The sequence below is a fragment of the Cupriavidus sp. U2 genome (genome assembly GCF_009663685.2).
Classification (GTDB): domain Bacteria; phylum Pseudomonadota; class Gammaproteobacteria; order Burkholderiales; family Burkholderiaceae; genus Cupriavidus; species Cupriavidus necator_C.
Map to the genome: position 1 here is coordinate 96,101 of NZ_RCOG02000037.1, position 25,175 is coordinate 121,275.

Genomic DNA, 25,175 nt, shown 5'->3' on the forward strand with positions numbered 1-25,175 from the left:
TCAACCCTGCATCAGCGGTGCCAGCAGGCGGCGCAGCAGCTTCTGGGCTACGCCCGACAGCGACTCGCGGCTCCAGCCGGCGTTGCTGCCCGTGGCCGACCACACCACCTGGCCGCTCGACACGTCGATCAGTTGCAGCGAGATGCCCACAGCCGGTTCGCCATCGACACCTACCTTGTAGCGCCATTCCTGCACGGCGCCCGTCAGCGCATAGCGTGCCCGTTCGCCGCGCGCCCATTCCAGCGCCTTGCTCACCGACTCCCGCTCGGCCGGCTCGAACAGCGTTTCGGGGTTCAGCGCCGCCGGATAACGCTTCAGGTTGGCCACGCCGCCCGTCTTCAGCAGCGACTCGGCGATGGCTTCGGCGCGCAGGCCCGCCTGCGGCGTTTCGGTGTAGTTCACGATCGGCAGCACGGCCACGGTGTCGCCGGCGGCCATCTGCGGCGCGCGGCCCACGTCGGTCACGGCGCAGCCGGCCAGCCACAATGCGGCGCCGGTTGCCGCCACCCATGCCATCAGGCGACCCGTGCGGGTATTGGTCTTGTTCATCTTCGATCCCCCTCGTTACCTTGAAATCCAGTCAAATGTTCATCAATAGAGCCAGCGATAACGCAGGCCGACTTCGGTCAGCGGCGTTCCCGTGGTGCGGGCCGCGGTGTCGTGCGAGACATACAGCGACAGATGGTCGTTGCCGAACACAGATCCCGCCACGCCCAGCTGCCCCCGGAAGTTGTGCCCCGCGCGCGTGTCGTACAGCGCACCGGCTTCCATGAAGGGCCGCCACTTGCGCGTGTAGTCGTCGATCAGGTCGGTGCCAAAACCGAACAGCACGCCGGCCTGCGTGAAGCTCTGCGGCATGTAGAACGCCGGCGTGGCCTCGTCGTCACCGGCCGGCAGCAGCCGCTGCATGGTCGACGACAGCGTGCCGCCATTGGCACTGTAGATGCCGCGCGTGCCGACGATGCGCACCGTGTAGTCCGGATACTGCGTGCGGATGCGATAGCCGGCCTCGACGTCGAAGACCATGCCATGGCCCAGCGCGGTGCGGTCCTGACCGTAGAAGTGGTTGTACTGGGCGCGGCCGCTGATGAACTCCCGCAGGCCCAGGCGCCACGTGGCGCCCAGTTCCACGACATCCTTCATGCCGCCCACCCGCAGCTGTGCCGATTCGTCGGCCGGCTGGTTGTAGCCAACCGTGCCCGTGTACTGGATGCGCCCTTCCTGGTTCCAGTTGCCGGACAGGCGTGCCGTGGTGAAGCTTTCCAGGCCGTCACGGCGGCCAATCCCGAGCAGCCAGTTCTTCTGGCTGTCGCGATAGCTCAGCGCCAGTTCGGCACGACGGTCCGATGCCGGCACGTTGTCCAGCTGCGTGCGGTCCGCGCTGCGCTGGTCGCGGAACACACCACGCAGGTTCACCGCATAGCCGTCCCACAGGCGCGCGCCGCCTGCCAGGCTGTACTCGTAGTATTCGAGCGGCTTCTGGCGCTGGAACGTGACGCGCGGCTCGATGGCCTGGGCGTTGAACAGCAGCGCATCTTCCAGCGTCTGCTGGAGCGTGTCGTCGGTACGGGCCAGCTCCTGCGTTTCAAACGCCTGGGTCTGGGCGGTGGAGAGGCGGTCCAGCTGGCGGTTGGCCTCGATCTGGTTCGCCACCGGCACGCGGCCCGCCTGGCGCTCCATGATCCGGTCGAGCTGGTCCATGTCGTTGCTGTCCAGCGCGATGGAAATCTCGGCATACGCGGGCCGCTGCATGCGGTCGGCATACTGCCGGGCCAGCCACGCCCGGGCCAGATCGTTCGATTCGGACGACATCGCCCAGGCCAGCGCCACCTCGCGGCTGGCTGCCGATATCTGGCTCTGGCGACGGCGCTGCGCGTCGGTCAGTGCGGCCGGCGGCACTGCGTCCAGCGACGGCAGCCCTGGCACATTGCCGAGTTGCGATGGCGACTTCGCATCGCCCGGCGCGGCGCGGCGTCCGGCCACTTCGGCGCGGTCGCGGCGCAGCATCTCGATGACGAGGCTGCGCGACACATCGCCCGACGCAAAGATCTGGCCCAGCGCCACGGTCTGGCGGCGCAGGTCGCCCCGTGCCGGACCATCCTGTGTGTCGTCTTCCGCGTCGCCGTCTTCATCGTCGCTTGCCGATGCATTGGCCCAGTGCTGGCCCCCCGCAGCCCACGCGTGGTGCAGGTCGATCCATGCCTGCCTGCGGATGCGCCAGGCCGTCGATGTCTGCCCGATGGCTTCGTACGCGTCGGCGGTCAGGCCCAGCCAGAGCGGATCGGCGTTCTTGCCCTGCTGCATCTTGCGCAGGTAGTGCAGCGCGGTATAGCCGTCCTGGAAGCGCATGGCACCCGCGGCATACGCGCCCCACAGGCCCGGGTCCTGCTCGGCACTGGGCTTCAGTCGCTGCATCACCGCGCGCACTTCGCTGTCGGTGCCATTGTCGACGAGCGCCCAAAGCAGCGCGCCGAAAGTCTCGCTGTCCGCATCGGGCTGCGCGGCGGCACGGCGCAGGTCGGCCAGCGCGCGGTCGCGGTTGCCGGTCAGGCGCCAGTATTCGGCGCGGCGCATCAGGAACGCCGCCGACGATTCGGCTTCGCTGCGCTGCTCGGGAGGCAGGTCCGCCAGCAGCTGGTCGATGCGGCGCCAGGCATGCGCGCGGGTGTAGTAGTACACCGCCAGCTGGAACTGGTCGAACTTGCCGTTCTTGCGCCAGCTTGCTTCGGCGATCCGGCCCGCGTCGATGGGCGAGCGGTCGTAGTACGCAATCAGGTTCGAATAGTCGGCCTCTACCGTGTCGCGCACCTCGGCAATGCAGTCGTTGCGGGCGGCACCCGGCGGAAACTGCATGCAGTGGTCGTCACGGGTCTCGGCCATGGCGAACATCATCTGGCGATAGCCGTCCTTGAGCAGATCGTCGCGTTGCGTCAGACGGGCCAGCTCGGTGTACGTGCGCCAGTACAGCAGGTCCTGCGGGCCCGCCTGCTTGCGCGCGGGCAGCAGCGCATCCATCGCCTCGTTCAGTCGGCCCCGCACAAACAGGATATTGGCGCGCTTGACCGCGTATCGCGGCCGGGCGCCAAAGCGTTTTTCGAGCTGACCGTAGAGGTCAAAGGCGCGATCGTCCTTGCCCGCGCGCTCGGCCAGTTCGGCATTGCGCTCCATCGCCTGGCGGCCAGTCGGGCCGTTTGCCAGCGTGTCCAGGAAGGCCATGCCGGCCTCCGGTTCGCCCAGCCGCTCGTAGGCAGCCACCACCTCGTCGATGGTCTTCAGGTCGCCGCCCGTGGCACGGTGACGCAGCGCAGCCAGGTAGGCGCGATCGTCGTTGAGGCCCGGCGCCAGGCGCATCACGTTGTTCCAGGCGCGCTCGTCGTTGGTCGCCTGCGCGTATTCGAGCCAGCTCTGCAGCGCGATCATCGGCTGGCGGTTCCATTCGGCTACCTGCGCCAGCCGCTCGCGCCAGACCGGCTCGTTCGGCAGCTTGCGCACCGCCGTCCGCGCCACGTCCTGGGCCTGGTCGAGCTTGCCCGCCGCCAGGAACACGCGGTAGGCCAGATCGTAGTCGTCGGCGTTGAACGCCTTGCCGGCCGCCACGGCTGCAGCCACTTCATCCTTGGCGGCGGCCTGGGCCTCGGCCTGCGTCGGATTGCCCGGACCCGGCTTGGGCGTGGCCTGGACCGGCATCGGTGCCGGCGCGGCCTGCACGTGAACGCGGCGCAGGCCGAAATCGCCCATCCGGTCGCGCATGGCAACGCCGCGCGGGCCATCCAGGAAAACATCGCCACGGGCCAGCCACGGCTCGGTGTCGGACACGCGACGCACGGCCGCATGCGCGGCATCGCGGCGCAGCGCCGCCAGCGCGATCTGCGCGGCGCCCGACGGTTTGCCGGCCGACAGCTTCAGCAGCCGCTCGACGTACTTCGCCGCCACGTCCGGCTTGTTGGCGGCCAGCGCCAGCCTGGTCAGGTAGCGCAGTACGTCGGGATCCTCAAGCAGCCTGGCGCCGCGACGCTCGGCTTCCACCAGCGCCTCATCCAGCAGGTTGCCCGCCTGCAGCGTCTGCAGCGCCTGCAGGAACAGCGTGCGCTGTTCGTACAGGTTCTTGCTGCGCGCCTGCGCGTCGAACAACGCCTGCGCGGAATCGCGATAGTTGCCGCCGGCCAGCGCGATGCTGGCCAGCTGCCGGTTGTAGAAATCGAGATTGGCGGGATCGCGCTTGCCCAGCGTGCGGAACAGCACGCTGGCCGCGTCGGCATCGCCGATCTGGCGCGCTTGCGTGGCCAGCGTCTGCAGGTCGGCCAGCGACCAGCCGCGCATGGCGCCGTCGGCGGTGGCCTGCCTGAGCAGGTCCTTCATCAGCGCCAGGCGCTCGGCACGCTCGGGCGATTCGGGTTGCGCCGCATAGGCGCGCTGCTGCGTGATCTCGATGCGCGTGCGCAGGATATGGCCGGTCATGTCCTGCCCCTGCACGGCCATCATGCGTTCGACCATTTTCTCGGCGTCGTCCAGGCGGCCGCTGCGCGCGTACTGCTCGGCCAGCACGCTCATGAAGCTCGTGTCGTTGGGGGCCACGCGCGACCACGCCTCGAGATAGGCGACGGTCAGGCCGTCAACCGTACGACCCTGGCCTAGCAGGCGTTCGCGCAGCGTTTCGCGCGGAAACATCAGCGCCAGGCCCACCCCCACCATCGCGGTAAAGGTCAGAACCAGCGCCGGCGGCAACAGCCGCTCGCGCTCAGGCGCCGCAGCGGACTTCGACTTGTTGCTGGACATGGATCGGATCATTCACCGCAGGGGTATCGAAACGCAGCGTGTTGTTCTCGCGCACGCCGCGAGCGGCCTTGCCATCGACGGTGACGCTGCACTGGCCGGCATTGGCAAGCCGGAAGAACGGCTTGTAGTAGCCGGAGAAAGCAAAGCGGGTGGTGCCCCCATCGCGGTGCCAGTCACGCACCAGGCCGTTGGCCTCGGGCAGTTCGGGCACAGCCTGCGTGGCGGCCGGCACAACGCTGAAGCGCGCATGGCCGCCGTCCAGGTGCACATACACGCCGCCGCCCGGCGCTGGCGACGAGCCGGTCACGCCTTGTGCCGTGGCCACGTCGGGCACGCCCGCACCAACCCAGCGCAGGTTGCGCAGGTTGCCGTCGCCACGCACCACCCATGCGCCGCTGGCCGGGGCGCCATCGGCGCCATCACCCAGTTCGCGTGCCACGGCCATGTCCTGCCAGTCGAGCACCTTGCGCACGTAGTCCGTGGAGTGCATCGGCAACACATTCTGCGTCAGCACGTAGTCGTACACCTTGCGCAGCGCCTTCAGCGACGCCGCCTTGGTGCCCGCGTAGCTGTGGTAGTAGATGTTCACGGCCTTGAAGCGATATGGCTTCTCGGTCATCTCGTAGGTCTCGATCACGCGCTCGAAACCGTAGTACGGGCCACGCCACAGGTTCGTGTAGACATTCTCGTTCTGGTTGGTCGCGAATACCTGGAACGTGTTGTCGGCCTTGTGGATACCCAGCGGCGCGATGGCGGTCCAGGTGGGATTGCTGCGCGTGATCAGCGTGTCGCCGCCGTTCATGTTCAGCACGCCGGCGGCATCGGTCAGCTTGATGGCTTCCGGCGGCGCCTGGCAGTCGCCGGGCCACAGCAGCATCTTCACCGGCTTGTTCGGCGACAGCACCTTGTTGATGTAGTCGATGGAGCCGCCGATCTCGCGGTTCAGGTCCATCTTGTAGCCGGGGATGGCCAGGTGGAATTCCTCGTCGCCCTCGGTGACCCGCGCGTCGCTCTGTTGACCGGGCACCGTGCGGCCCCACTCGAACGGGTGCGAATAGGTGTGGCTGGCCACCTCGACATACGGCTGCGCGAAGATCTTGCGGGCGATCGGCTCCAACTCGGCGGTCAGCTTCGGGTACATGCCCGACTTGCCGACCTCGCCCTCGATCACCGACATCGTCATCGGCAGGCGATAGCGGTCGAAGATTTCCCGGAACAGCACCTCGCCGGCGAAACCGCCGCCCGGGATCTCGGCCTTCGAGGCAAACCCGTCGCCGTCGATATGGATCGTCAGCAGGCGGCGCCCGCTTTCGGTGGTGGTGTCGGGCACCGGCATCGGACGCAGGCGCAGGGCCTCGCGCAGGAAATCGAGCGGCTGCACGATCCAGCGGTCCTGGTCGCTGGAGGAATTCTGGCGGATCGCGTAGCTCTGGCGAACGGCATAGGGGCCGGTCACATAACCGCCCCACCTGGTGATGGCCGCGGCGTCGTAGGTCAGCGTACCCGCGCGCAGGCGCAGCAGCGAGCGCGTGTTGGCAGCGCCATCCTGCACCTGCACGGCAACCGCCTCGGTGGCGTCGGGCGCCACGGGCTGTTCGAAGCCCATCATCTTGTCCTGCGACACGATCTGCACCGGGCTCGATACGCGCCCCTTCACAGCCTTCAAGCCCAGGCTGCGCAGCAGCGGGCTGTTTGCGGGCATGCCGAAGCCGTTCATGAATGCCACCGGCACGCCCTGTCCGCTCAGCTTCTCTAGCCAGGCCTGGTAGCGGGCCGCGTTGCGCGTGAAATAGCCGTTGGACCAGACCACCACGCCCGCATAGCGGTCGGGCGTGATCTCCGGCAGCGGATCGCGCGTCTCGGCAAACTCGACGCGATAGCCAAGGTAGTTCAGCGGCATCGACACGAAGCGCACGCCTTCGCTGTTGTCGATCGACACGCCCGGCTGGCTTTCCTGCAGCACCAGCACGCGGCGCGGAAGCACCTCGATCTGGCCCACCCCAACTGTCTGCAGGCCGGAATCGGTCATGTACGGCGTGATGCCGAGCGCGCGGATACGGCGCGCGGTATCGCGCTGGCACGTGCGGTCGGCCGGTGCGCAATAGTCGATCGAGATGACCGGCAGCTTGTACTGGTCACGAATGATGCGGGCCTGGTTCAACAGCCAGTCGCGGTCCTGCTGGCTGACCTCGGTATAGGCACCCTGCGCCTGGTTCCAGCCACGGAACAGCGATTCGAATACCACGCCATAGGCCAGCGCATGCACCTGCGGCAGGATTTCGAAGCCGCGGTTGAACAGCAGCTTCGCATCCGGATAGCGGGCCTTGATGGCCTGGATCACCCGCACCATGCCGGCTTCCTGCCTGGCGCGCTCGGCGTCGGTCCGGGCCACCAGGTGGTACGAGTCCATCGTGTCGATGAAGAAGCCGCGGTAGCCGCGATCCCACAGCGGTGCGATCACCTTGTCGACGTAAAAGGCGGGCCAGCCATCGGCGGCCTGGTCAACCACCCGGGCATTCCAGGCGTCATTGCTGCCGGTGAGCCATGACGGAGGGATGTCCTTGAAGTACGCGCGGCTGGGCAGCACTTCGCCGAGGCTCACGTAGGAAAACCATGCCGTATTTGGGGTCTTCGCCTGGCGCGGATCGAAACCGCTGTCGGGCTCGACCACAGCCACGTCGAATGCCTGCAGCAGATCGACGGGCGGCTTGCTGCCGTAGTGGAAGGCGACGTTCGGCGCGGCGGGCGTGCTGGCTGCCCGGGCGGCCTGGGGCGCCACAGGGGCCTGGGCCGGCTCGGCTGCCTGGGCCAGCGCATCGGCCGACGGCGTCAGCGCGCCAAGCATCAAGGCACCCGCCGATGCCACGACGGCCACGGCCAGCATCGCATGCCGGCAAACGCGCCCCACGGCGCGGCGTGGCGCATCGCTGCCAACTTCATGGAAAAGTCCCCGGATTAAACGCTGCAATGGCTTCACTCGTTGTTGTCCGCTTTTTCTTTGTTGGTTTGGCGCGCGGTACGTCGCCGCGCGTCCGCCGCATCCGCTTCCTGGCGTCGCGGGCCCCGCATTATGCCGTCGCCCCGTCGGAACTAGTGTTTTTACTAATTCACGGGCAGGTCGGATGCTAGGCCATTCGCCGGACCGAGATTGTCAAAAATTGTGCCGACGCCGTCCTGTCATGCGGCCGACACAGGCGCGTGCCACCCTGCCCGGTTTTGGCATGGCATGGGCCTGCTTGAACGAACGACGCGGCAGGAAAATGCGGCAGGAAGACGGCCGGCACGAGGCCGGCAGCGGGCGCGGCAAGGCCCGCGTGCCAAGGACTGGCTAACTATGTGGTGACATCTGATTCCCCGTTCACGGATCCGGTGCCTGGTGCCCCGGGATTTTTTCCGGCTCGCGCGCATCGCTGCGGCAACCGGTTTTTGGTATGACGCGCATTGTCACGGCATCATCCATTGGTAGCCATAGTCCATATGGAGTAGCGTTGGCGGAACGGTTTTGTGGCATATATGGCAGCGTGGTGCCGCCGGGGGTTACGGCTGCGTACCAACTGTCGATACCACAGATACGGAAATGCGTGTCATACCGCCAGGCGATTCAGTCTGATGTCAGACAAACCCCCAAATGATCTAGAAATCTCTAATATCTGCTGTTCGCATGCCGAAATACCGTTAGGGGGATAGTCTGATTGACACGCGAAAAAAAACCGTCAGAATGGCTGCTCGCATGTGCACCGGCCTGTAGCGTTATTGCTCCGGTTCGTTGTGGGCAACATGCTTGGTCGGGCAATCACGCTCATTTGAAATTCAAGGTTGGATAGATATATGGAAACCGGTACCGTTAAGTGGTTCAACGACGCCAAGGGCTTTGGCTTCATCACCCCGGACGCGGGCGGCAACGACCTGTTCGCGCATTTCTCGGCGATTGAAGGCAATGGCTTCAAGTCGCTGAAGGAAGGCCAGAAGGTCCGCTACGTGAAGGCCATGGGCCAGAAGGGCGAGCAGGCCACGAAGATCCAGGCCATCTAAGCCTGAACGCCGGGCCAATTATCTGGCCTGGGAAGCCCCGCTTCGGCGGGGCTTTCTGCTTTTATGCCGCCGATAATGTATTGCCTTGCTGACGTTTCGACCGGCTGGTCGATTAATAGGCGAATGGTATGGATTGTCGCGATTCCGTTTGTCGCGCTATTTATCGTCGCGACAAAAATCGTGCATGCTCAATCGCTGCGCAACTATGGCAATGACCCGTTCGTGCGCGTTTCAAGTGCCGTTCCGGGTTGTCCCGAACCAGCCGGCCACGGATTTCCGAGGACGACTGGAAACGCGAGGCACACCATCGCATCGAGGAAGGCAACCACTGCTATGCGGAAGGCCGCTGCCGGCTGGCCAACGCATACCAGTACGACACGGAAATCGCCGAATCGCTGCAACGGCGGTTGCAGGACCTGCGCCGCACGCTGCCTGCCTGGCAAAACAGTTCGCTCTGGATCATGGTGCGCGGCCGTTGGCTGACGGTGCAAGGCTGCGTGGGAAAGGATTTCGACCGGCCGGCCTTCGTGGCCGCCATGCGTGAAATTCCCGACGTGGAAAAGGTGATCGACCAGACCACGGCGACGCCATCGCGTGGCGTTCCCTACGCGCTATACCCCGCTTCGGGCGCCTCAACCGTCACAAATACCCCGAATCGGTGATGTTGCTATAATCGCCCGACCCTGAAAACCCCTAAACCGGGCGGCTTGCCATAGACCGCCTGATATCTAGCGTGCCGAGGAAACCCGTGGCCGGTTCTGAAATCGCAACGCCTGGCGCTCCGCTCGCCGGACCCGCCGTGTCTTCCGGTAGCTCGCTCCATACCGCCATGCGGATTCTGCCGCCGTCGCAGCGTCAGGCCATGTTCGAGATCTACGCGTTCTGCCGCGCCGTGGACGACATCGCCGACGGCGACACCCAGCACGCGGACCGCCTGGCAGCCCTGGAAGACTGGCGCGCAGACATTGCGGCCTGCTACGCGGGCAACGCGCCCGCCGCGCTGCGCTCGCTCGACGAGCAGATCAAGGCATTCAACTTGCAACAGCAGGACTTCCACGCCGTCATCGACGGCATGATCATGGATGTCGTCAGCACGATCGTGGCGCCCGATGCGGCCACGCTCGACCTGTATTGCGACCGCGTAGCCAGCGCGGTGGGCCGCCTGGCGGTGCGCGTGTTCGGCCTGGAGGAACAGCCGGGCATCGCGCTGGCCCACCACCTGGGCCGCGCCCTGCAACTGACCAACATCCTGCGCGACCTGGACGAAGACGCAGAAATCGGCCGGCTCTACCTGCCCGCCGAGGCGCTGGCCGCCGCCGGCATTCCGGCCGGCACCCCACGCGCCGTGATCGATCATCCGTCGATCGATACGGTCTGCCGCGGCATTGCCCGCGACGCCCAGGCACATTACGACGCATCGGCCGCCATCATGGCGCGCTGCCCGTCGCGCGTGGTGCGCTCGCCGCGCATCATGTACGAGGTCTATCACGAGATCCTGACGCGCCTGCTGACCCGTGGCTGGCTGGCCCCGCGCACGCGTGTGCGCGTCAACAAGGCCAAGCTTGCCTGGATCGTGCTGCGGCATGCCATTGCGTGACCGCATGTTTTCTGCCGATGTGATGCACGCGGCCGTGGCCGCCGCATTGCCATGAGAGAAGTGCCCCCGAATTGATGAACCAGGCTGCAACCATCACCCGCCCTCATGACGACGCGCTGAACCGGCGCTCCGCCGAGGCGTCCCTGCCCGACCCGCTCGACGACGGCATCGCGCACGCCGTGGATGCGCTGCTGGCGCAGCAGCAGGCCGACGGCCACTGGGTCTACGAGCTCGAAGCCGATGCCACCATCCCGGCCGAGTACATCCTGATGGTGCACTACCTGGGCGAGACGCCCGACCTGGCACTGGAAGGCAAGATCGCCAATTACCTGCGCCGCATCCAGAATGCCGACGGCGGCTGGCCGCTGTTCCACGCGGGCGGCTCCGACGTCAGCGCCAGCGTCAAGGCGTACTTCGCCCTGAAGATGGCTGGCGACGATCCCCAGGCCGAGCATATGCGCCGGGCACGCGGCCGCATCCACGCGATGGGCGGCGCCGAGGAAAGCAATGTCTTCACGCGCACGCTGCTGGCGCTGTACGGCGTGATGCCGTGGCAGGCCGTGCCGATGATGCCAGTGGAAATCATGCTGCTGCCCGAATGGTTTCCGTTCCATCTGTCGAAGGTCTCGTACTGGGCGCGCACGGTCATCGTGCCGCTGCTGGTGCTGAACAGCCTGCGGCCGCAGGCGCGCAACCCGCGCAATATCGGCATCGATGAACTGTTCCTGCGGCCCTGCCAGGCCGCCCGCCTGCCGCGCCGGGCGCCGCACCAGAGCCCGATGTGGGTGGGCGTGTTCCGCGCGCTGGACGCCGTGGTACGCGTGGTCGAACCGCTATTTCCGCGCAGCATGCGCCAGCGCGCCATCGAGCGCGCGCGCGCCTTCACGGTCGAGCGCCTGAACGGCGAGGACGGCCTGGGCGCGATCTTCCCGGCGATGGTCAACTCGGTGCTGATGTTCGACGTGCTGGGCGTGCCGCCCGACGATCCCGACCGCGCCATTGCCCGCAAGTCCATCGACAAGCTGCTGGTGGTGCGCGATGACGAAGCCTACTGCCAGCCGTGCCTGTCGCCGGTGTGGGACACCTCGCTGGCGGCCCATGCCCTACTGGAAGTTGGCGAGCCGCGCGCGATAGCCGCGGCATCGCGCGGGCTGGACTGGCTGGTGCCCTTGCAGGAACTGGAACTACGCGGCGACTGGACCGTGCGGCGCCCGAACGTGCGGCCCGGCGGCTGGGCCTTCCAGTACAACAATGCGTACTACCCCGACGTGGACGACACGGCCGTGGTGGCCGCCGCGATGGACCGCGCCGAGCGCGGCGACTGCTCGAACCGGTACACGCCCGCCATCGCGCGCGCCTGCGAGTGGGTTATCGGCATGCAGAGCAGCAACGGCGGCTGGGGCGCGTTCGAGCCCGAGAACACGCATCTGTACCTGAACAATATCCCGTTCGCCGATCACGGCGCGCTGCTGGACCCGCCCACCACCGATGTGTCGGCGCGATGCCTGGCCATGCTGTGCCAGCTTGGCCAGATGCCGGCCAATAGCGAACCGGCGGCGCGCGCGCTGCGCTACGTGCTCGACGAGCAGGAGGCCGACGGCAGCTGGTTTGGCCGCTGGGGCACCAACTATATCTATGGTACGTGGAGCGCCCTGTGCGGCCTCAACGCGGCCGGCATCGGCGCCGACGCGCCCGAGATGCAGCGCGCCGCGCAGTGGCTGGCGTCGATCCAGAACGCCGATGGCGGCTGGGGCGAATCGGGCGACAGCTACAAGCTCGAATACCGCGGCTACGAGAAGGCCCCGAGTACCGCATCGCAAACGGCCTGGGCCATGCTGGGCATGATGGCCGCCGGCGCCGGCGATCACCCGGCCGTGGCGCGCGGCGTGGAATACCTGCTGCGCACCCAGGCCAGCCACGGCTTGTGGGACGAGCCGTACTTCACGGCGGTAGGCTTCCCACGCGTGTTCTATCTTCGTTACCACGGCTATTCGCGCTTTTTCCCGCTCTGGGCGCTGGCGCGCTTCCGCAACCTGTTACGCGACGGCAACCACGCCGTGGCCTGGGGGCTGTGAGCGCCGTGGCATCCCCGCCATCGCCGGTACTGGTGGTCTGCGGCATGGATTTCGAAGCGCGCATCGCGGCCAGCCCCGATGTGCAGACGCTGTACGGCCAGCGCGGCGTGATGCTGGCGCGTGCGCTGGACATCCGCCTGATGCAGGGCTGTGCCGGCGTCATCAGCTTTGGCGTCGCTGGCGGCCTCGATCCCACGCTGCCGCCGGGCGCCGTCATCGTCGCCACGGCTGTGCGCAGCGGTCAGACGTCGTACAGCACGGCGCCCTACTGGACTGCCGCATTGCGACGCGCCCTGCCCAACGCCGAAAGCGGCCTGCTGGCCGGCTCCGACACACCGGTGCTGACCGTAGCCGACAAGACGGCGCTCCATGATTCGCACGGCGCCCTGGCCGTCGACATGGAATCGCATATCGCCGCACGCGCCGCCCAGACGCTGGGCATCCCGTTCGCCGCGCTGCGCGTGGTGATCGACCCGGCCGACCGCGCCGTGCCGCCGCTGGCATTCGCCGGCATGGCCGAAGACGGCAGTACCGACGTTGGCGCGGTCGTCCTCGGACTGCTCAAGGCGCCGCACCAGCTCGGCGGCTTGCTGCGGCTGGGCCGCGACGCTTCGATTGCGAAGAAGGCATTGGCGGAGGCGCGTCGTGCTGTTGGCGCCGGCTTTGCGCTGCCGGCTCCCGTGGCTGTTTGAGGCGGCGTTTCGAGCCTGTTCCCAGAAGTCGGCGAGCCAAGGGGTAACACCGTTGGGCGGCGCACAGAAGACCGCCGTGGGCGCTACTCACATAAGACTCATGTTCGCACCCGAGAAATACCACAGTAACCCTAGTGGAATCGCGGCCAGGAGAATGACACCGTCAGCTGCCACGGTCAGCGGCGTCAGAAGAATCTTTGCCTGCTTGACCCCTCGGGACCATTCCACGACCGTGATTTCGTAGGATCGGTTCAGCTGCTTGAGATTGGCCGGCAATTTGAAGTCGCGCGCAAGATATCGTTCGCCCGAAATTTCGTAACGCTTGCTGGCCTCAGTCTTTGGCCCCTTGAATCCAAGCGATAGCGCCTTGGCATACTCCTGATCGTCAGGATCGTTCAGCGTCAGCCAAACGGTGCCGGACGCGATGCCGCCCGGATGAATATCGAACGTAGAGAACCGAGCACTGAGCTTCCGGTGCAGTGGTAAACGCAGAAGGTCGGAGAATTCCGGCTGCACGTCGAAGATGTAGTGGTATGTGGGGGCGATCACTACGAGCTTCTTGCCATCTACGGTCAACATGACCTGGTCGATAACCTCTTTGTACTCGCCCCTGCGTTCCAGTCGGACCGCATCGGACAACATCGCACCGGTACAGCCCGACACGCCAGGCAAAGACAGCATGGAGAGCATCAGGATGCGTCGGCTTCTGGAGACTTCAAGACGGCTGGGTGACGGCAGGATCGGACGTTGCATGATTGGATAGCCCCTTCAAGGTGAGCGCCGTGATGAACGCGGCACAAGGAAAGGCTATCGAGACTCCGCCCAAAGTTCGATCGGCAAACAACGAAATCGCGCACCTCGTTTTCAGCCCGACTGCAACGGCTACGGCAAAGCCCGCCGCTTGACAGCCCTCCCCATCGCTCCTATTCTCACGATCATTCCTTCTTTAAGATCGTTGTTCTGTACAATAGAACACAAAACGGAGACAAGCATGACCCGTCTGCCCTTGCGCCGCAAGCTTGCGTACACGTTGCTGGCCCTCGCCGCCGCCCCGGCGCTGCTGTCCGCGCCCGCCATCGCCGCCGACGCCTACCCCGCGCAGCCCATCCGCCTGGTGGTGCCGTTCCCGCCGGCGGGCGGCACCGACGTGCTGTCGCGCCTGGTGTTCAACAAGGTGGGCGTCGCCACCAAGTGGACCGTGGTGGTAGAAAACCGTGCCGGCGCGGGTGGCAATATTGGCCTGGACCTCGTAGCCAAGGCGAAGAACGACGGCTACACCATCGGCATGGGCCAGACCGCCAACCTGGCGATCAACCCGACGCTGTACCCCAAGATGCCCTATGACGCGGTGAAGGACTTCACGCCCGTGGCGCTGGTTGCCGCGCAGCCGGTGGTGCTGATCGTGCGCCAGGACGCGCCGTACAAGACGCTGGCCGATCTGGTGAACGCCGGCAAGACCAGGCAGCTGTCGATGGCATCGGCCGGCACCGGCACCGTGGGCCACCTGACCGGCGAGATGTTCCAGCGCCGCGCCGGTATCAAGGCACTGCACGTGCCGTACAAGGGTGCATCGCCCGCGTTGACCGACCTGATGGGGGGCCAGACTGATTTCTACTTCGCCACGCCGCCCATCGCCATGCCGATGATCAAGGCCGGCAAGCTGCGCGCGCTGGCGGTGACGTCGGCCAAGCGCGTGGCGCTGCTGCCCAACGTGCCGACCGTGGCGGAACAGGGTTATGCCGGTTTCCAGGCCGAGGACTGGAAGGCACTGGTGGCACCGGCCGGCACGCCGGCCGACGTGGTGGCCAAGCTCAACGCCGAAGTCAACAAGGCGCTGAAGGACAAGGACACGATCGCCAAGCTGCATGACGAAGGCAGCGAGCCGCGCGGCGGCACGCCGGCGGAACTGGCCACCTTCATCAAGAGCGAGAACACGCGCTGGGGCGCGATCGTCAAGGAATCGGGCGCTCGCGTCGATTGATCCGCGCCGACTAACCATTTCCTGGCAGAACCGTATGCACAAGCCGCTTCGCAATATCCGCGTGCTCGACCTCACCAACGTGCTGGCCGGGCCCTTCTGCTGCCACCAGCTGGCCCATATGGGCGCCGAGGTCATCAAGGTGGAAACGCCGGGCACCGGCGACCTGGCGCGCCAGCTGGGCGCCGACGCCGAACTGAACCGTAACCTGATGGGGGTGTCGTTCCTGGCGCAGAACCCCGGCAAGCGGTCGATCACGATCAACCTCAAGCACGCGCGCGGCAAGGAAGTGTTCCGCAAGCTGGCGCAGAGCGCCGACGTGGTCGTGGAGAACTTCCGCCCCGGCGTGATGACCCGGCTTGGCCTCGGCTACGACGACCTGAAACAGGTGAATCCGCGCCTGATCTACTGCGCGATTTCGGGCTTCGGCCAGGACGGCCCGCTGTCCGACCTGCCGGCCTACGACCAGATCATCCAGGGCATGTCGGGCGTGATGAGCATCACCGGCGACAAGGACAGCGCGCCGCTGCGCGTGGGCTATCCGGTCTCCGACACCATCGGCGGCATGACAGCCGCGTTTGCGATTGCGGCGTCGCTGGCCGACCGGGACCGCACACAGGGCTATTTCCTCGATGTGTCGATGCTCGAAGCGACCATGGCCACCATGGGCTGGGTGGTGTCGAACCACCTGGTTGCGGGCAAGGACCCGGTGCCGATGGGCAACGAGAACATGACTGCCAGCCCTTCGGGCACGTTCCGTACCGGGGACGGGCCGCTCAACATCGCGGCCAACAAGCAGGAACAGTTCGAGGCCGTGTGCCGCGTGGTGGGCCGTCCCGATCTGGCCGGCGACCCGCGTTTTGCCGAGCGCCAGTCGCGCCTGGCCAATCGCGCCGCGCTGACCGCCGAACTCGAAGCCGAGCTGGCGAAGATGCCGGCCACCGAATGGTGGCAGTTGCTGAACGAGGCCGGCGTCCCCGCCGGCCCGGTGCTGAAGGTGCCCGACGTGCTCGCGCATCCGCAGGTACGCGATCGCGGCATGATCGGCGACTTTGCCAACGTGCCCGGCGTGGGCCGCGACATCCGCCTGGTCCGCACGGGCTTCAAGGTCAATGGCACGGCACCGTCGGTGGATACCCCGCCGCCGCAGCTGGGCCAGCATACCGACGATATTCTTGGTGAACTCGGCTACGCGGCCGACGACATTGCCACCCTGAAACAGGAGCGCGCACTATGAGCGAAGCATTTCCGATGGACGCGGGGCGGCAGGCCTCGCAGGACTGGTGGCGCACGAAGATCATCGACATGAAGCCGGGCGAGATCCGCTACAGCGGCTACCCGATCGAGCAGCTGATCGGCAACGTGTCGTTCGCCCAGATGATCTGGCTGATGCTGCGTGGCGAACTGCCCGACAAGCGCCAGGGCGAATTGCTTGACGCAGCCCTGATGGCCGCCGTCGACCACGGTCCGCAGGCACCCAGCATCGCCATCGCCCGCATGGCCGCCACTTGCGGCGTGGGGCTGAACAACGCGATGGCTTCGGCCGTCAACGTCCTGGGCGACGTGCACGGCGGCGCCGGCGAGCAGGCCGTGGAACTGTATCAGGACATCGCACGGCGTTTCGACGAAGGCGTGCCGTTCGACGACGCCGTGGCCGCTGGCCTGGCAAACTACCGCGACCTGCACGGCAAGTTCGTGTCAGGCTTCGGTCACCGCTTCCACCCGCTGGACCCGCGCGCCCCGCGCCTGCTGACGCTGGTGGACCAGGCCGCCGACGCGGGCGTGGTGTCGGGCCGCTATGCCGCCATCGCGCGCGCCGTGGAAAAGAAGCTCGGCGAAGGCCGCGAGAAGCCGATCCCAATGAACATCGACGGCGCCACCGCCGTCATCTACGCGGAACTGGGCTTCCCGGCACCGCTGGCGCGCGGCCTGTTCTGCCTGTCGCGCTCGGTGGGCATCCTGTCGCACGCCTGGGAGCAGACCCAGCAGGGCGGCCGCAACAAGGGTCCGATCCCCCGGCAGTTCCTGTGGACATACGACGGCCACCCGCAGCGGGATGTGCCGACAGGAGACCCTGCGGCCTGATGGCCGCATGACGACCGCCTGACGGCCACTACGCGCGGGACGCCGGCGCGCCCCCCGACGCCGGCGCCTGATCCGTGAAGATGCGCGAAGGCAATACGAAGTTGCGCAGCCACAGCATTTCCAGCGGTCCATGGCCGACTTCCGAGCGCAGCAGGTAGCGAATCGGATACGTCATATCCGCTGGCGCCGCCACACGCGGCAGGCGGGCGCTCAGGCTTTCATTGTCACCACCTCCATCGCTGCGCACGCCGGATTCGGCCACCGAACGCACGGAAGGAGCCGGCGACAGGGGCGACGCCTGGGCGTCCGCAACGGCCTGCCAGCTCAACTGGAAAGTTGCGCTATCGACGGGCGTAACGCTCGCCCGCTCCAGCATCCGCACGAACCCCCAGGCGCCGGCAAACTCATGATTCTTGCTCGTTCCAGCCGTCTCGGTCTGCCACTGCAGGCGGGTGCCAGGGTCCTGCAGATTGTCGGATGGCCAGCGCATGGACATCCAGGATTCCTTCTGATTGAAGTAATGCAGCGGCCGGTTGTCGACGATCAGTAGCGTATCGGTCAGGCCCGGTGTCGGGATCGGCTTGAGATGGAAGCGGTAGCGCGGTTCCCCCTGTGCAAGCATGTGCGTGGCGATGCGCTGCAGCGTGTTGATACGCCGCAGAAACTCCGGATCGAATGCGAGCGACTGCCCGCCTGTCGTGGTAGGCACCCATTCATCGCCCCGCAGTTCCAGCACCCCGGCAAGCTGGGTCGACAAGAATGCGGGGATCAGCCCACCCTGCGGCCGCAGGAATCGCGCCAGTTCCGGCAGCGACGCGTCGTTTTCCGTGTCGAAGAACGGATAGCGCCCTGCGAACGAGCGCGTCCATGCCGTGGCGACACCCAACCGCCAGCTTTCATTCAGGCTCGCCTGCGCCGGCTGGACGATAGCCTGGCTGGCCTGGGCGATCGGCCGCACAAACAGCGCGTTGCCCATGCCAGCCCATTGGGCGCCGAGGCTGGCCGCCATCCGCTGCGCATAGGCTTGCGTATCGGCCAGTTCCGAGGTCTTGCCTTGAAACAAGGCCTGTGCCATCTGGCGCGCCTGCGCTTCGGCATCGCTGGCCATGGCAATCTGCTGCAAATGGAGTCGAACCGCCGTCACCCGGTCCATGAACCGCTGCAGGCTCAACTCACCACTACCGGCATTGCGGGACGGGTCCACAAGGCGCATCACCGGGCCGAATGCCGCGTGCAAGGGACCGTCCGGATCGGTCCTCACTTTCACGGGAGCCGGATCGTTGCCGCTCAGGATTTCCCGGGTCTTGTTGACTAGCGTGTCCGACAATGACGCGCTGCGCGTACCGGCACCGCCCTGGTATTCCAGCGCACGCATCAACGCCATGACGGGCGACTGGCGTGCATCTGCCATCAGCTTCAGCTGATCGGCCACGCCGGGCAGCGTTCGGACCGGCTCCCATTGCAGCCCGTTCATGAACTGCTGCCAATGCTCGGCATAGTCGGCAAAATAGCGGTCCGCCAGCGCCTTGCGGATCTCTGCGGGCGCCCCATCCGGGCCCTTGCCGGCGGGCAACTGCTGCCCCACCGCGAGCGTCCAATCGCCCGCCACGTCCTGTTCGGTAGCGGCCTTCTCCATGGCGCCGGCCACGTAGCCCTCGAAGGCCTGCCGCGTAAAGACGCCGGGCACCACGGCGTCGCTTCGCAGCAGCCCGCGCGTATCGGTCCCCGCCGCGAGCGACGCCAGCGTCTGATCCGGATACTTGTTGCCAACGCCCTCGATCATGTTCCGATAGATGGTATCGACGGCGTTGCGCTCGCCCATGACGGCCAACAGCGTCTGACGTGCGCCATGGATCAGTTCGGCGCTTGCGGCGATGCGCCACTCGGGATTCGCCCTCAGGTGCTCGACGAAGAATCGGGAAAATCGTTCGCCATAGTCTTGTTTGAGCGCCGGGCCGATACGCGCATCAGTGGACCAGTGTCGCGCCAGTTGTCCGGCAAGAAAAGCCGGATCGGTGCGTTCAGGGTGCGCCAGCATCAGGTAGGCCTTGAGCGCGTCATGCCCCGCCAGTGCCCAATTGCTCGTTTCATCGCTCAGGCCAGCCGTCGGCAAGCGGGACAAGTCGGCCAGCGACGCTTCGAGATCCCGCACCACAGGCCGGATCAGGATTTCACGGCTGGCCTTGGCATACGGCTGCATCAGGGCGGCCAGGACCTCGGCGTCGCGATTCATGCCGAAGCGCATCAAGACAGGCGGATGGTGGCTGGCGCGGTACGCGTATCGCGCGATCTGTTGCTGCATGACATCCAGCGCGTTCAGTCGCGTGGCCGCATCGGACGCGGATTCCATGTCACGCACCGCCTGGCGGGCAACCCGGATGTCGGTGTCTGTCTGCAGGCTTGAGAACATCATGCCGGCCGTCCATATCCCGATGCCTGCCAATACGAGACCGCCTCCGGCCGTCAAGGGATGCCAGACGGCGCGGCGCCCCGGCCGGCGTTGCGCCACCTCGGCAATGTGTTGCCACACCGACAAATCCGCCGCAGTGCCGATGCTGCGGCTTTTGTCGGGCACAGGTACGAACACGATGCCACGCAAGCCCATCCGCTGCCGGGCATGGCCTGCCACAGCAGCTGACATGGCGATCAGCTTGTCGACCTGGCCGCCCAAGTCCTGGGACAATTGGCCGAGATGACGCGTGCACACATCCATCGGCCATCCACTCAGACTCCAGCACGCCAGTCGATGCCGCAGCACATGCAACGCGACATCGACATCCGAAGCGTCGGCGCGCTCGGGAATCTCGCAACCGACAAGCGGCACCTCGGCAGCAGGCAGCGCAATCGTCTGCCCCGCCTGCATCGCGAATATCGGCGCGGACCAGCGCAGGACATCGGCAATACGTAGCCGCCAGGCAGCAAGGATTTGCGCCTGCCTGCCCTGCAGTGCCCCTGGCGTATGTCCGTCGAACAGCATGACGAGGGCATCGAGCGGCCGCCAACGCCGCAGTCGGCGGAATTGCCTGAGCCACGTGATATCTGGCTGACCATCCTCGTCATACTGAGCCAGCACGAGCACCGCATCGGGCGTCATAAGCCAGCCCTGTGCCTTCAGTTCCGGCAGCAGCGCGCCGGCAATCGCGTGAGCACCCGCATCGGCATCCACCAGCAGCATCCAAGGCTGGCGATAACGCCAGCGCAGGCCGTACTTGTGGCGCAGCGCATCGCGCAACGTGGCCAGGGACGGCGAAAGCCTTGGCGGTGCGGGGCGCTTCGGCGCCAGGGCCGCCTGGGTTGTATCCGCCATACTGGATTGGCGGGTGTTCAGCCAATCCCGGACATGGCGAATCGCTTCAGTCCAGCGTACCCCATATTGGAATGACACGACGATCGCCAGCAACAACGCGGCAAATGCCACGCCGGATAGCCATTCACCCCGGCGCTCGGCCGTTTCAATGCCAAGATCCTTGCCCCAAACAAGGATCGCACCTCCGACAAGCAGTGCGATCACCAGAATGGACAGGACATCAATTCGCAGCTTCTTCATCGATGGAAAGTCAAAGGCGAGAAGGGGCGGCTTGTGGACAATTCTGGAAGCACTACGATCACTCGTCTGTCATACATCCGTGTATGAGCCATATTGGGACGGAATAAGCAGAGGACTAGGCGAACAGCCACATGCGCAAATATCGTCACTCAATGCCGCCTCCCTACCATTCTCGTCCCGCATCGAATGGCGCGGCCCCTGACATGCGATGCGCCCGACCGTCTTGCATTGCGGACACCAGACAGGATCGCCTTCGTAGGCTTGCTCGCGGCCACCCAGCGTATCGCTGGCGTCTCCGCCCAGCACGGTTCCGCCGGACGACGTGGCGTCACCCCGCAAAATGTCATAGCGTCTGGTCATTGCAATCGTTTCGTGAAGGTTCTGTGTCCGGGCCACCATGCGCCGGGTTATCGCGCCTGATTACGGCGCAGTCAACGCTGGTGCCCTGACCCGCCATGACGACTTGCTTTGCGGTCGCGTCCGTCAGTGTCGCAGCAGCACAAGACAGGGCAAGCCATCCGGCAGCAACCCCTGCGTGACCCACGGTTTGGTCGAGATCCGTGGCATGGAGCGCCATACCGAGCTTCATCGTCGCCTGTCGCAGCGCCCCGGCCTGGTTGGCATCGAGCCCGGCTTGCCACGCGCCGGCCAACTCGCCGGCCCCGATTCCGGCCCAACGCAGTGCGTGGGAATACGCTTCCTGGGGTTCCATCGCCAAACCGCGCACCGGGCGGTGCAGATTCGCAGCACGGTGAATGCCATGCTTGTGCGCCAGCGCATCGGGCATCAACAACACGGCAACGCCTGCCTCTGCCGATCCATCGGGCAGCGACGCATGCAGTACGGGACGAAGCTGAACGCTGACGAACAACGTTGCACGCGGCTCGCCGCCTGCGAGCAATCGGTCCAGCCATCGGTCGAGCGCCATCAGGTCATCTGGCAACGCCGGGATCTCCAGCGACGCAGCTCGCGCGAACCTTGCGCCCCAGCATTCGTCCCATAGCCGCCTGTTCTGTTCGAGCGGCAACGCGTTGACGACGTGCAAGCGCACGTCGAGTGGGACTGCCAACGGCAACGCCTCGATGCGGGGCGCCAGTTCGGCCAGCAGCTGGTCCAATAGCCACGGCGTCAACAGACTTGCACGCTTGAAGTCCGCATTGATGGTTCCCGGCGCCATCGGCACGCCGGCCACATCGAACCATCGCGCCTTGACCGGCGCGGTGTCGTAGGCAACAGGCTTTTGTGTCTTGATGCGCAACGTACCCTCCCGTACGCCATCGGCGGAATTCTGACTGGAATCCGCAGAAAACCGGTGCGCGGCGCCAAGCAACGCCAGCGGGATGCTCGCGGCACTGAACACCTGTTCTTTGAAAGCGACGACGGCGGCGTTTCGCATCTCGGCATCGAGCCTGCTCGATTCATGGTGCGCAAGCCGGCGCAGGACGACGAATGCTGGCATGGCAACCGGGAAGAGGATCAACGTGGCCCAGAATCGCCAGGTGTCCGTAGGCATGCCATCCGGCCAAAGCAGCAGGACGGCGGCCACGCCCACCAGGACCGCGGCAACAAACAGCACACCCCAGAGCCGCCAGGATGGGGGCTTTTCCTCAAACGTCTCTTCTGAAGGCAGCAAGGAGAAATCGACGGCCATATCAACTATCCGGTTCGTTGTCGGCATGACTGGCAAGGCTTGTGCCGAACGAAAGCGTCTCGCGTTTTCTTTCGCTGTCCTTGCTGCTGCGTCCAACCGAATCGCGATGCATCAAAGTGCCCCCGGCCGCAGGCGGAAACTGTCGAGCAGCGTGTCCCAGGCCTGAAGGGCTCCGGCTTCGTCGACGGGAGAGGTAGCCAGTTCTGCCGGAAAGTCCTCGCTGGGCTCGGCACCCAGGTCCAACTGGATCTCCGTGTATGGCCGGCCATGATCATCCTCGGTGCCCGGCGCCATCAGATGGAAGCGAAGAACCTCAACACCATCCTCCTTCATCGATAGCAGCACTTCCTCGGCCTGCATCCCGGCAAACTCCCGTTTGCGCTCGCGCAGCACCTTCACTTTGCTGAGCAGCAGGCGGCCATCCAGCTGACGGCGCAGGTCGGGGACGGTCTTTAGCAGGGAGGCTTGCTGATCGATGTCAAATGAGTTACACATTGTGATGATGAACGTTGCAGGGCGGCCAGGCATCAGCAGGATGGTTTGATCGACAGATTCCGTGCTGCGGGGCACGCCACCAATTAGCGCGCCTTTGATACAGAAGCCTCGTTCGGTTGGAACAGACCAGTCTTCGCGATAGCTTGTCTGGCGGTACCAGTCACTATCGTCGCGAAGCACTCGCTGAATAGCAGTTCTTCCCAGCAGACCGGATAACGTCAATTGCGTCGTAGCAGCAAGAATGTACCCTTCACCCTGAAAAACGTCTTTCGGAACGTCTTCATCCTTCTTGAAGACAAACAACCGCGACTGAGGCGATGGTGACGCCATTGTTTCCAACCATGGAGCGCTAGTCTCGATGTCCATGGATTTCAACCCCTTAGCCAGCATTTCCTTGTAAGGGATGGTGTACGTCCGTTTTCTGCTTCTAAACTCTGCCTCTTTCGCTTCGACCATACGCATAAACGTGTGCTGGCTTACGTTTTGCCTTATTGCGATGTCATTGCCGGCATACATGTACTTCTCATACGACATGCTGCTCTCTGCCGGCCTGTCGAGAATCATTCGTCCAATACACCATGGTTTCAAGTTGGCAATTAATGGATTCTCTTTCACATCAGGCTCGGTCGATCGGTAAGGGGTACAAGCGTGCAATCCCACTGCGAAAATAGCCAAGAGGAGGCGGAACATGCGTGCTGCAGCGAATGAGTGTTTCATGAGCAGCCCTCCTTCTTCGCTTTATGGACTGCCAGTGCCACGCTATGGAACGTGGCCCATCGGGTCGGACCCAAAACCCAACGCATCAAAGTGCCCCAGGCCGCAGGCGGAAACTGTCGAGCAATGTATCCCAGGCCTGAAGGGCGCCGGCTTCGTCTACGGGAGAGGTGGCCAGTTCTGCCGGAAAGTCCTCGCTGAGCTCGGCACCCAGGTCCAACTGGATCTCCGTGTATGGCCGGCCATGATCATCCTCGGTGCCCGGCGCCATCAGATGGAAGCGAAAAACCTCAACACCATCCTCCTTCATCGATAGCAGCACTTCCTCGGCCTGCATCCCGGCAAACTCCCGCTTGCGCTCGCGCAGCACCTTCACTTTGCTGAGCAGCAGGCGGCCATCCAACTCCCGGCGCAGGTCAGGGACGGCCTTGAGCAGGGAGGCTTGCTGATCGACGTCGAGGGATGCGCGCATGGTGACGATAAAGGTGGCAGGGCGCCCCGGCATCAGCAGGAATGTCCGATCAACCCAGCCGGTACTCACGGGAGGCCCGCCGATCAGCGCACCTTTCACGCAATACCCTCGCTCAGTGGGCACTGACCAGTCTTCGCGGTATTTGGTTTGTCGAAACCATTCGCTATTTCTGTGAAGAACTTGCTGCACTCCGGCTTTACCGAGCAAGCCCTTCACTGTTAGCTGAGTGTCCCCAGCCAGAATGTATCCCTCCAGGTTGAATGCCTCGAAGATTTCGTCTGCGCTCTCTTTGTAAATGAATATCCGAGAATCTCGGGATGGTGATTCCGCCCGTTCCAACCCTGGAATTTTCGTTTCAACCCACATCGATTTCAGCCCTTTTTCAACTTTTTCCTTGTAGGGGATCAGCGTGGTACGCTTCATTGCTTTTAGCTCCTGATCACGAAGTTCTACCAAACGTTGAAAAGTCAGCGCATTTACATTAAGTTTTATTTCGATATCATTCCCGGCATATCGATATTTCTCATAAGACATACTGGGCGGTCTCTAGAATGAAGTGCAACACCCTGATGTTAGGGTGTTGGGATGGGACAAAGCTACAGTCAACTGGGTATCGAAGAGCGTAACTGGATTCATCGCCTACTAAACGAGGGGTGCAGCCTGCGTCAGATCGCGAGAGTGGTGGGGCGAAGTCCGTCGACTGTCTCACGCGAGGTTGCCCGGGCCGGAAGTCATCGTTCCTACGATGCTGCGAGCGCGCAGGGTATGGCGCTGAGAAGGCGTCGACGTGGGCCGCGCAAGCTGGCAGCAGGCACGGCGCTGCTGAAACTGGTGAGAGCATGGCTGCGCGTGGGCTATTCACCGCAACAGATTGCAGGCAGACTCCGGCGCATGTATGCCCACCAGCCGGAGTTCCATGTGTCCCACGAGACGATCTACTGCGTGATCTACGCCACGCCGCGCGGTGAGCTGCGCCGCGAGCTAATCGGCAGCCTGCGTAAGGCCCACAAGGAGCGTCGTTCACGGGGCGCGGGGAACGATCGCGCGCGGGGAACGATCGC

The 25,175-nt window shown here is 65.0% G+C and carries 18 protein-coding genes; 9 read left to right on the forward strand and 9 right to left on the reverse strand.

Annotation, left to right across the window (positions count from 1 at the left end; translation table 11 throughout):
- From D9X30_RS29590 to D9X30_RS29600, 3 genes are read right to left on the reverse strand one after another with little or no spacing between them, the layout of a single operon-like run.
- Window positions 1-549 carry an LpoB-related protein gene (locus D9X30_RS29590; protein WP_153949287.1) on the reverse strand — a complete coding sequence of 183 codons (549 nt, stop codon included), beginning with the start codon at window positions 547-549 and terminating at the stop codon, window positions 1-3.
- A 42-nt stretch (window positions 550-591) separates the two neighbouring features.
- Window positions 592-4,776: a tetratricopeptide repeat protein gene (locus tag D9X30_RS29595; RefSeq protein ID WP_153949286.1), complete on the reverse strand. Its 4,185-nt coding sequence runs from the start codon at window positions 4,774-4,776 to the stop codon at window positions 592-594.
- The gene (locus tag D9X30_RS29600) at window positions 4,739-7,660 is read right to left on the reverse strand and encodes a bifunctional glycoside hydrolase/polysaccharide deacetylase family protein (protein WP_153949285.1); all 2,922 of its coding nucleotides are present in this window, start codon (window positions 7,658-7,660) and stop codon (window positions 4,739-4,741) included. Before D9X30_RS29600 ends, D9X30_RS29595 begins: the two co-directional genes overlap by 38 nt.
- 944 nt (window positions 7,661-8,604) lie before the next feature.
- On the opposite strand from D9X30_RS29600, the gene D9X30_RS29605 reads away from it, so the two are divergent.
- The 5 genes from D9X30_RS29605 (at window position 8,605) to D9X30_RS29625 (ending at window position 13,172) form a co-directional block, all read left to right on the forward strand.
- A complete protein-coding gene (locus D9X30_RS29605) occupies window positions 8,605-8,808 on the forward strand; it encodes a cold-shock protein (protein WP_008650922.1) in 204 nt (67 codons plus the stop codon).
- Window positions 8,809-9,056: 248 nt separating this feature from the next.
- Window positions 9,057-9,470, forward strand: coding sequence for a BON domain-containing protein (locus D9X30_RS29610; protein ID WP_502799704.1), 414 nt, complete (start codon window positions 9,057-9,059; stop codon window positions 9,468-9,470).
- A gap of 86 nt (window positions 9,471-9,556) precedes the next feature.
- Entirely contained in the window at window positions 9,557-10,405 is an 849-nt protein-coding gene (gene hpnD / locus D9X30_RS29615) for a presqualene diphosphate synthase HpnD (RefSeq protein ID WP_249641128.1), read from the forward strand.
- 74 nt (window positions 10,406-10,479) lie between these two features.
- Window positions 10,480-12,480 (forward strand): squalene--hopene cyclase, encoded by a 2,001-nt coding sequence (gene shc, locus D9X30_RS29620; protein WP_153949283.1) that lies wholly within the window; start codon window positions 10,480-10,482, stop codon window positions 12,478-12,480.
- Between the two features lie 5 nt (window positions 12,481-12,485).
- Window positions 12,486-13,172 (forward strand): phosphorylase, encoded by a 687-nt coding sequence (locus D9X30_RS29625; protein WP_283781027.1) that lies wholly within the window; start codon window positions 12,486-12,488, stop codon window positions 13,170-13,172.
- Between the two features lie 87 nt (window positions 13,173-13,259).
- Here the strand turns inward: D9X30_RS29625 and D9X30_RS29630 are convergent, their stop codons facing one another.
- Complete coding sequence (locus D9X30_RS29630) at window positions 13,260-13,925, reverse strand: hypothetical protein (RefSeq protein ID WP_153949282.1); 666 nt, start codon at window positions 13,923-13,925, stop codon at window positions 13,260-13,262.
- 238 nt (window positions 13,926-14,163) lie between these two features.
- Here D9X30_RS29630 and D9X30_RS29635 point away from each other — a divergent pair, with 238 nt between their 5' ends.
- Genes D9X30_RS29635 through D9X30_RS29645 form a run of 3 tightly spaced genes read left to right on the forward strand, consistent with a single transcriptional unit; the run spans window position 14,164 to window position 17,235 of the window.
- Window positions 14,164-15,153: a Bug family tripartite tricarboxylate transporter substrate binding protein gene (locus D9X30_RS29635; protein WP_153949281.1), complete on the forward strand. Its 990-nt coding sequence runs from the start codon at window positions 14,164-14,166 to the stop codon at window positions 15,151-15,153.
- Window positions 15,154-15,187: 34 nt separating this feature from the next.
- Window positions 15,188-16,387, forward strand: coding sequence for a CaiB/BaiF CoA transferase family protein (locus tag D9X30_RS29640; RefSeq protein ID WP_153949280.1), 1,200 nt, complete (start codon window positions 15,188-15,190; stop codon window positions 16,385-16,387).
- A complete protein-coding gene (locus D9X30_RS29645; protein ID WP_153949279.1) occupies window positions 16,384-17,235 on the forward strand; it encodes a citryl-CoA lyase in 852 nt (283 codons plus the stop codon). The genes D9X30_RS29640 and D9X30_RS29645 overlap by 4 nt, the downstream gene beginning before the upstream one ends.
- Window positions 17,236-17,263: 28 nt before the next feature.
- On the opposite strand, the gene D9X30_RS29650 is transcribed toward D9X30_RS29645, so the two are convergent.
- The 5 genes from D9X30_RS29650 to D9X30_RS29670 all read right to left on the reverse strand — a co-directional run bounded on the left by D9X30_RS29650 (window position 17,264) and on the right by D9X30_RS29670 (window position 24,648).
- Window positions 17,264-20,782, reverse strand: coding sequence for an ImcF-related family protein (locus D9X30_RS29650; protein WP_153949278.1), 3,519 nt, complete (start codon window positions 20,780-20,782; stop codon window positions 17,264-17,266).
- A gap of 69 nt (window positions 20,783-20,851) precedes the next feature.
- The gene (locus tag D9X30_RS29655; protein ID WP_349632249.1) at window positions 20,852-21,181 is read right to left on the reverse strand and encodes a PAAR domain-containing protein; all 330 of its coding nucleotides are present in this window, start codon (window positions 21,179-21,181) and stop codon (window positions 20,852-20,854) included.
- Window positions 21,126-22,433, reverse strand: a complete 1,308-nt coding sequence (locus D9X30_RS29660) for a KPHS_23130 family T6SS system protein (RefSeq protein ID WP_153949276.1) — start codon at window positions 22,431-22,433, stop codon at window positions 21,126-21,128. Before D9X30_RS29660 ends, D9X30_RS29655 begins: the two co-directional genes overlap by 56 nt.
- 111 nt (window positions 22,434-22,544) lie before the next feature.
- Window positions 22,545-23,645 (reverse strand): T6SS immunity protein Tli4 family protein, encoded by a 1,101-nt coding sequence (locus D9X30_RS29665; RefSeq protein WP_228771023.1) that lies wholly within the window; start codon window positions 23,643-23,645, stop codon window positions 22,545-22,547.
- Window positions 23,646-23,730: 85 nt separating this feature from the next.
- Window positions 23,731-24,648, reverse strand: coding sequence for a T6SS immunity protein Tli4 family protein (locus D9X30_RS29670; protein ID WP_153949275.1), 918 nt, complete (start codon window positions 24,646-24,648; stop codon window positions 23,731-23,733).
- Window positions 24,649-24,699: 51 nt separating this feature from the next.
- On the opposite strand from D9X30_RS29670, the gene D9X30_RS29675 reads away from it, so the two are divergent.
- A partial coding sequence (locus D9X30_RS29675) for an IS30 family transposase (RefSeq protein WP_249641129.1) occupies window positions 24,700-25,175 on the forward strand: 476 nt, incomplete at its 3' end.

Coding starts and splice junctions, on each gene's coding strand:
- D9X30_RS29590 (WP_153949287.1), bottom strand. CDS start 549: ATGAACAAGACCAATACCCGCACGGGTCGCCTGATGGCATGGGTGGCG.
- D9X30_RS29595 (WP_153949286.1), bottom strand. CDS start 4,776: ATGTCCAGCAACAAGTCGAAGTCCGCTGCGGCGCCTGAGCGCGAGCGG.
- D9X30_RS29600 (WP_153949285.1), bottom strand. CDS start 7,660: ATGCTGGCCGTGGCCGTCGTGGCATCGGCGGGTGCCTTGATGCTTGGC.
- D9X30_RS29605 (WP_008650922.1), top strand. CDS start 8,605: ATGGAAACCGGTACCGTTAAGTGGTTCAACGACGCCAAGGGCTTTGGC.
- shc (WP_153949283.1), top strand. CDS start 10,480: ATGAACCAGGCTGCAACCATCACCCGCCCTCATGACGACGCGCTGAAC.
- D9X30_RS29630 (WP_153949282.1), bottom strand. CDS start 13,925: ATGCAACGTCCGATCCTGCCGTCACCCAGCCGTCTTGAAGTCTCCAGA.
- D9X30_RS29635 (WP_153949281.1), top strand. CDS start 14,164: ATGACCCGTCTGCCCTTGCGCCGCAAGCTTGCGTACACGTTGCTGGCC.
- D9X30_RS29640 (WP_153949280.1), top strand. CDS start 15,188: ATGCACAAGCCGCTTCGCAATATCCGCGTGCTCGACCTCACCAACGTG.
- D9X30_RS29645 (WP_153949279.1), top strand. CDS start 16,384: ATGAGCGAAGCATTTCCGATGGACGCGGGGCGGCAGGCCTCGCAGGAC.
- D9X30_RS29650 (WP_153949278.1), bottom strand. CDS start 20,782: ATGAAGAAGCTGCGAATTGATGTCCTGTCCATTCTGGTGATCGCACTG.
- D9X30_RS29655 (WP_349632249.1), bottom strand. CDS start 21,181: ATGGTGGCCCGGACACAGAACCTTCACGAAACGATTGCAATGACCAGA.
- D9X30_RS29660 (WP_153949276.1), bottom strand. CDS start 22,433: ATGGCCGTCGATTTCTCCTTGCTGCCTTCAGAAGAGACGTTTGAGGAA.
- D9X30_RS29665 (WP_228771023.1), bottom strand. CDS start 23,645: ATGAAACACTCATTCGCTGCAGCACGCATGTTCCGCCTCCTCTTGGCT.
- D9X30_RS29670 (WP_153949275.1), bottom strand. CDS start 24,648: ATGTCTTATGAGAAATATCGATATGCCGGGAATGATATCGAAATAAAA.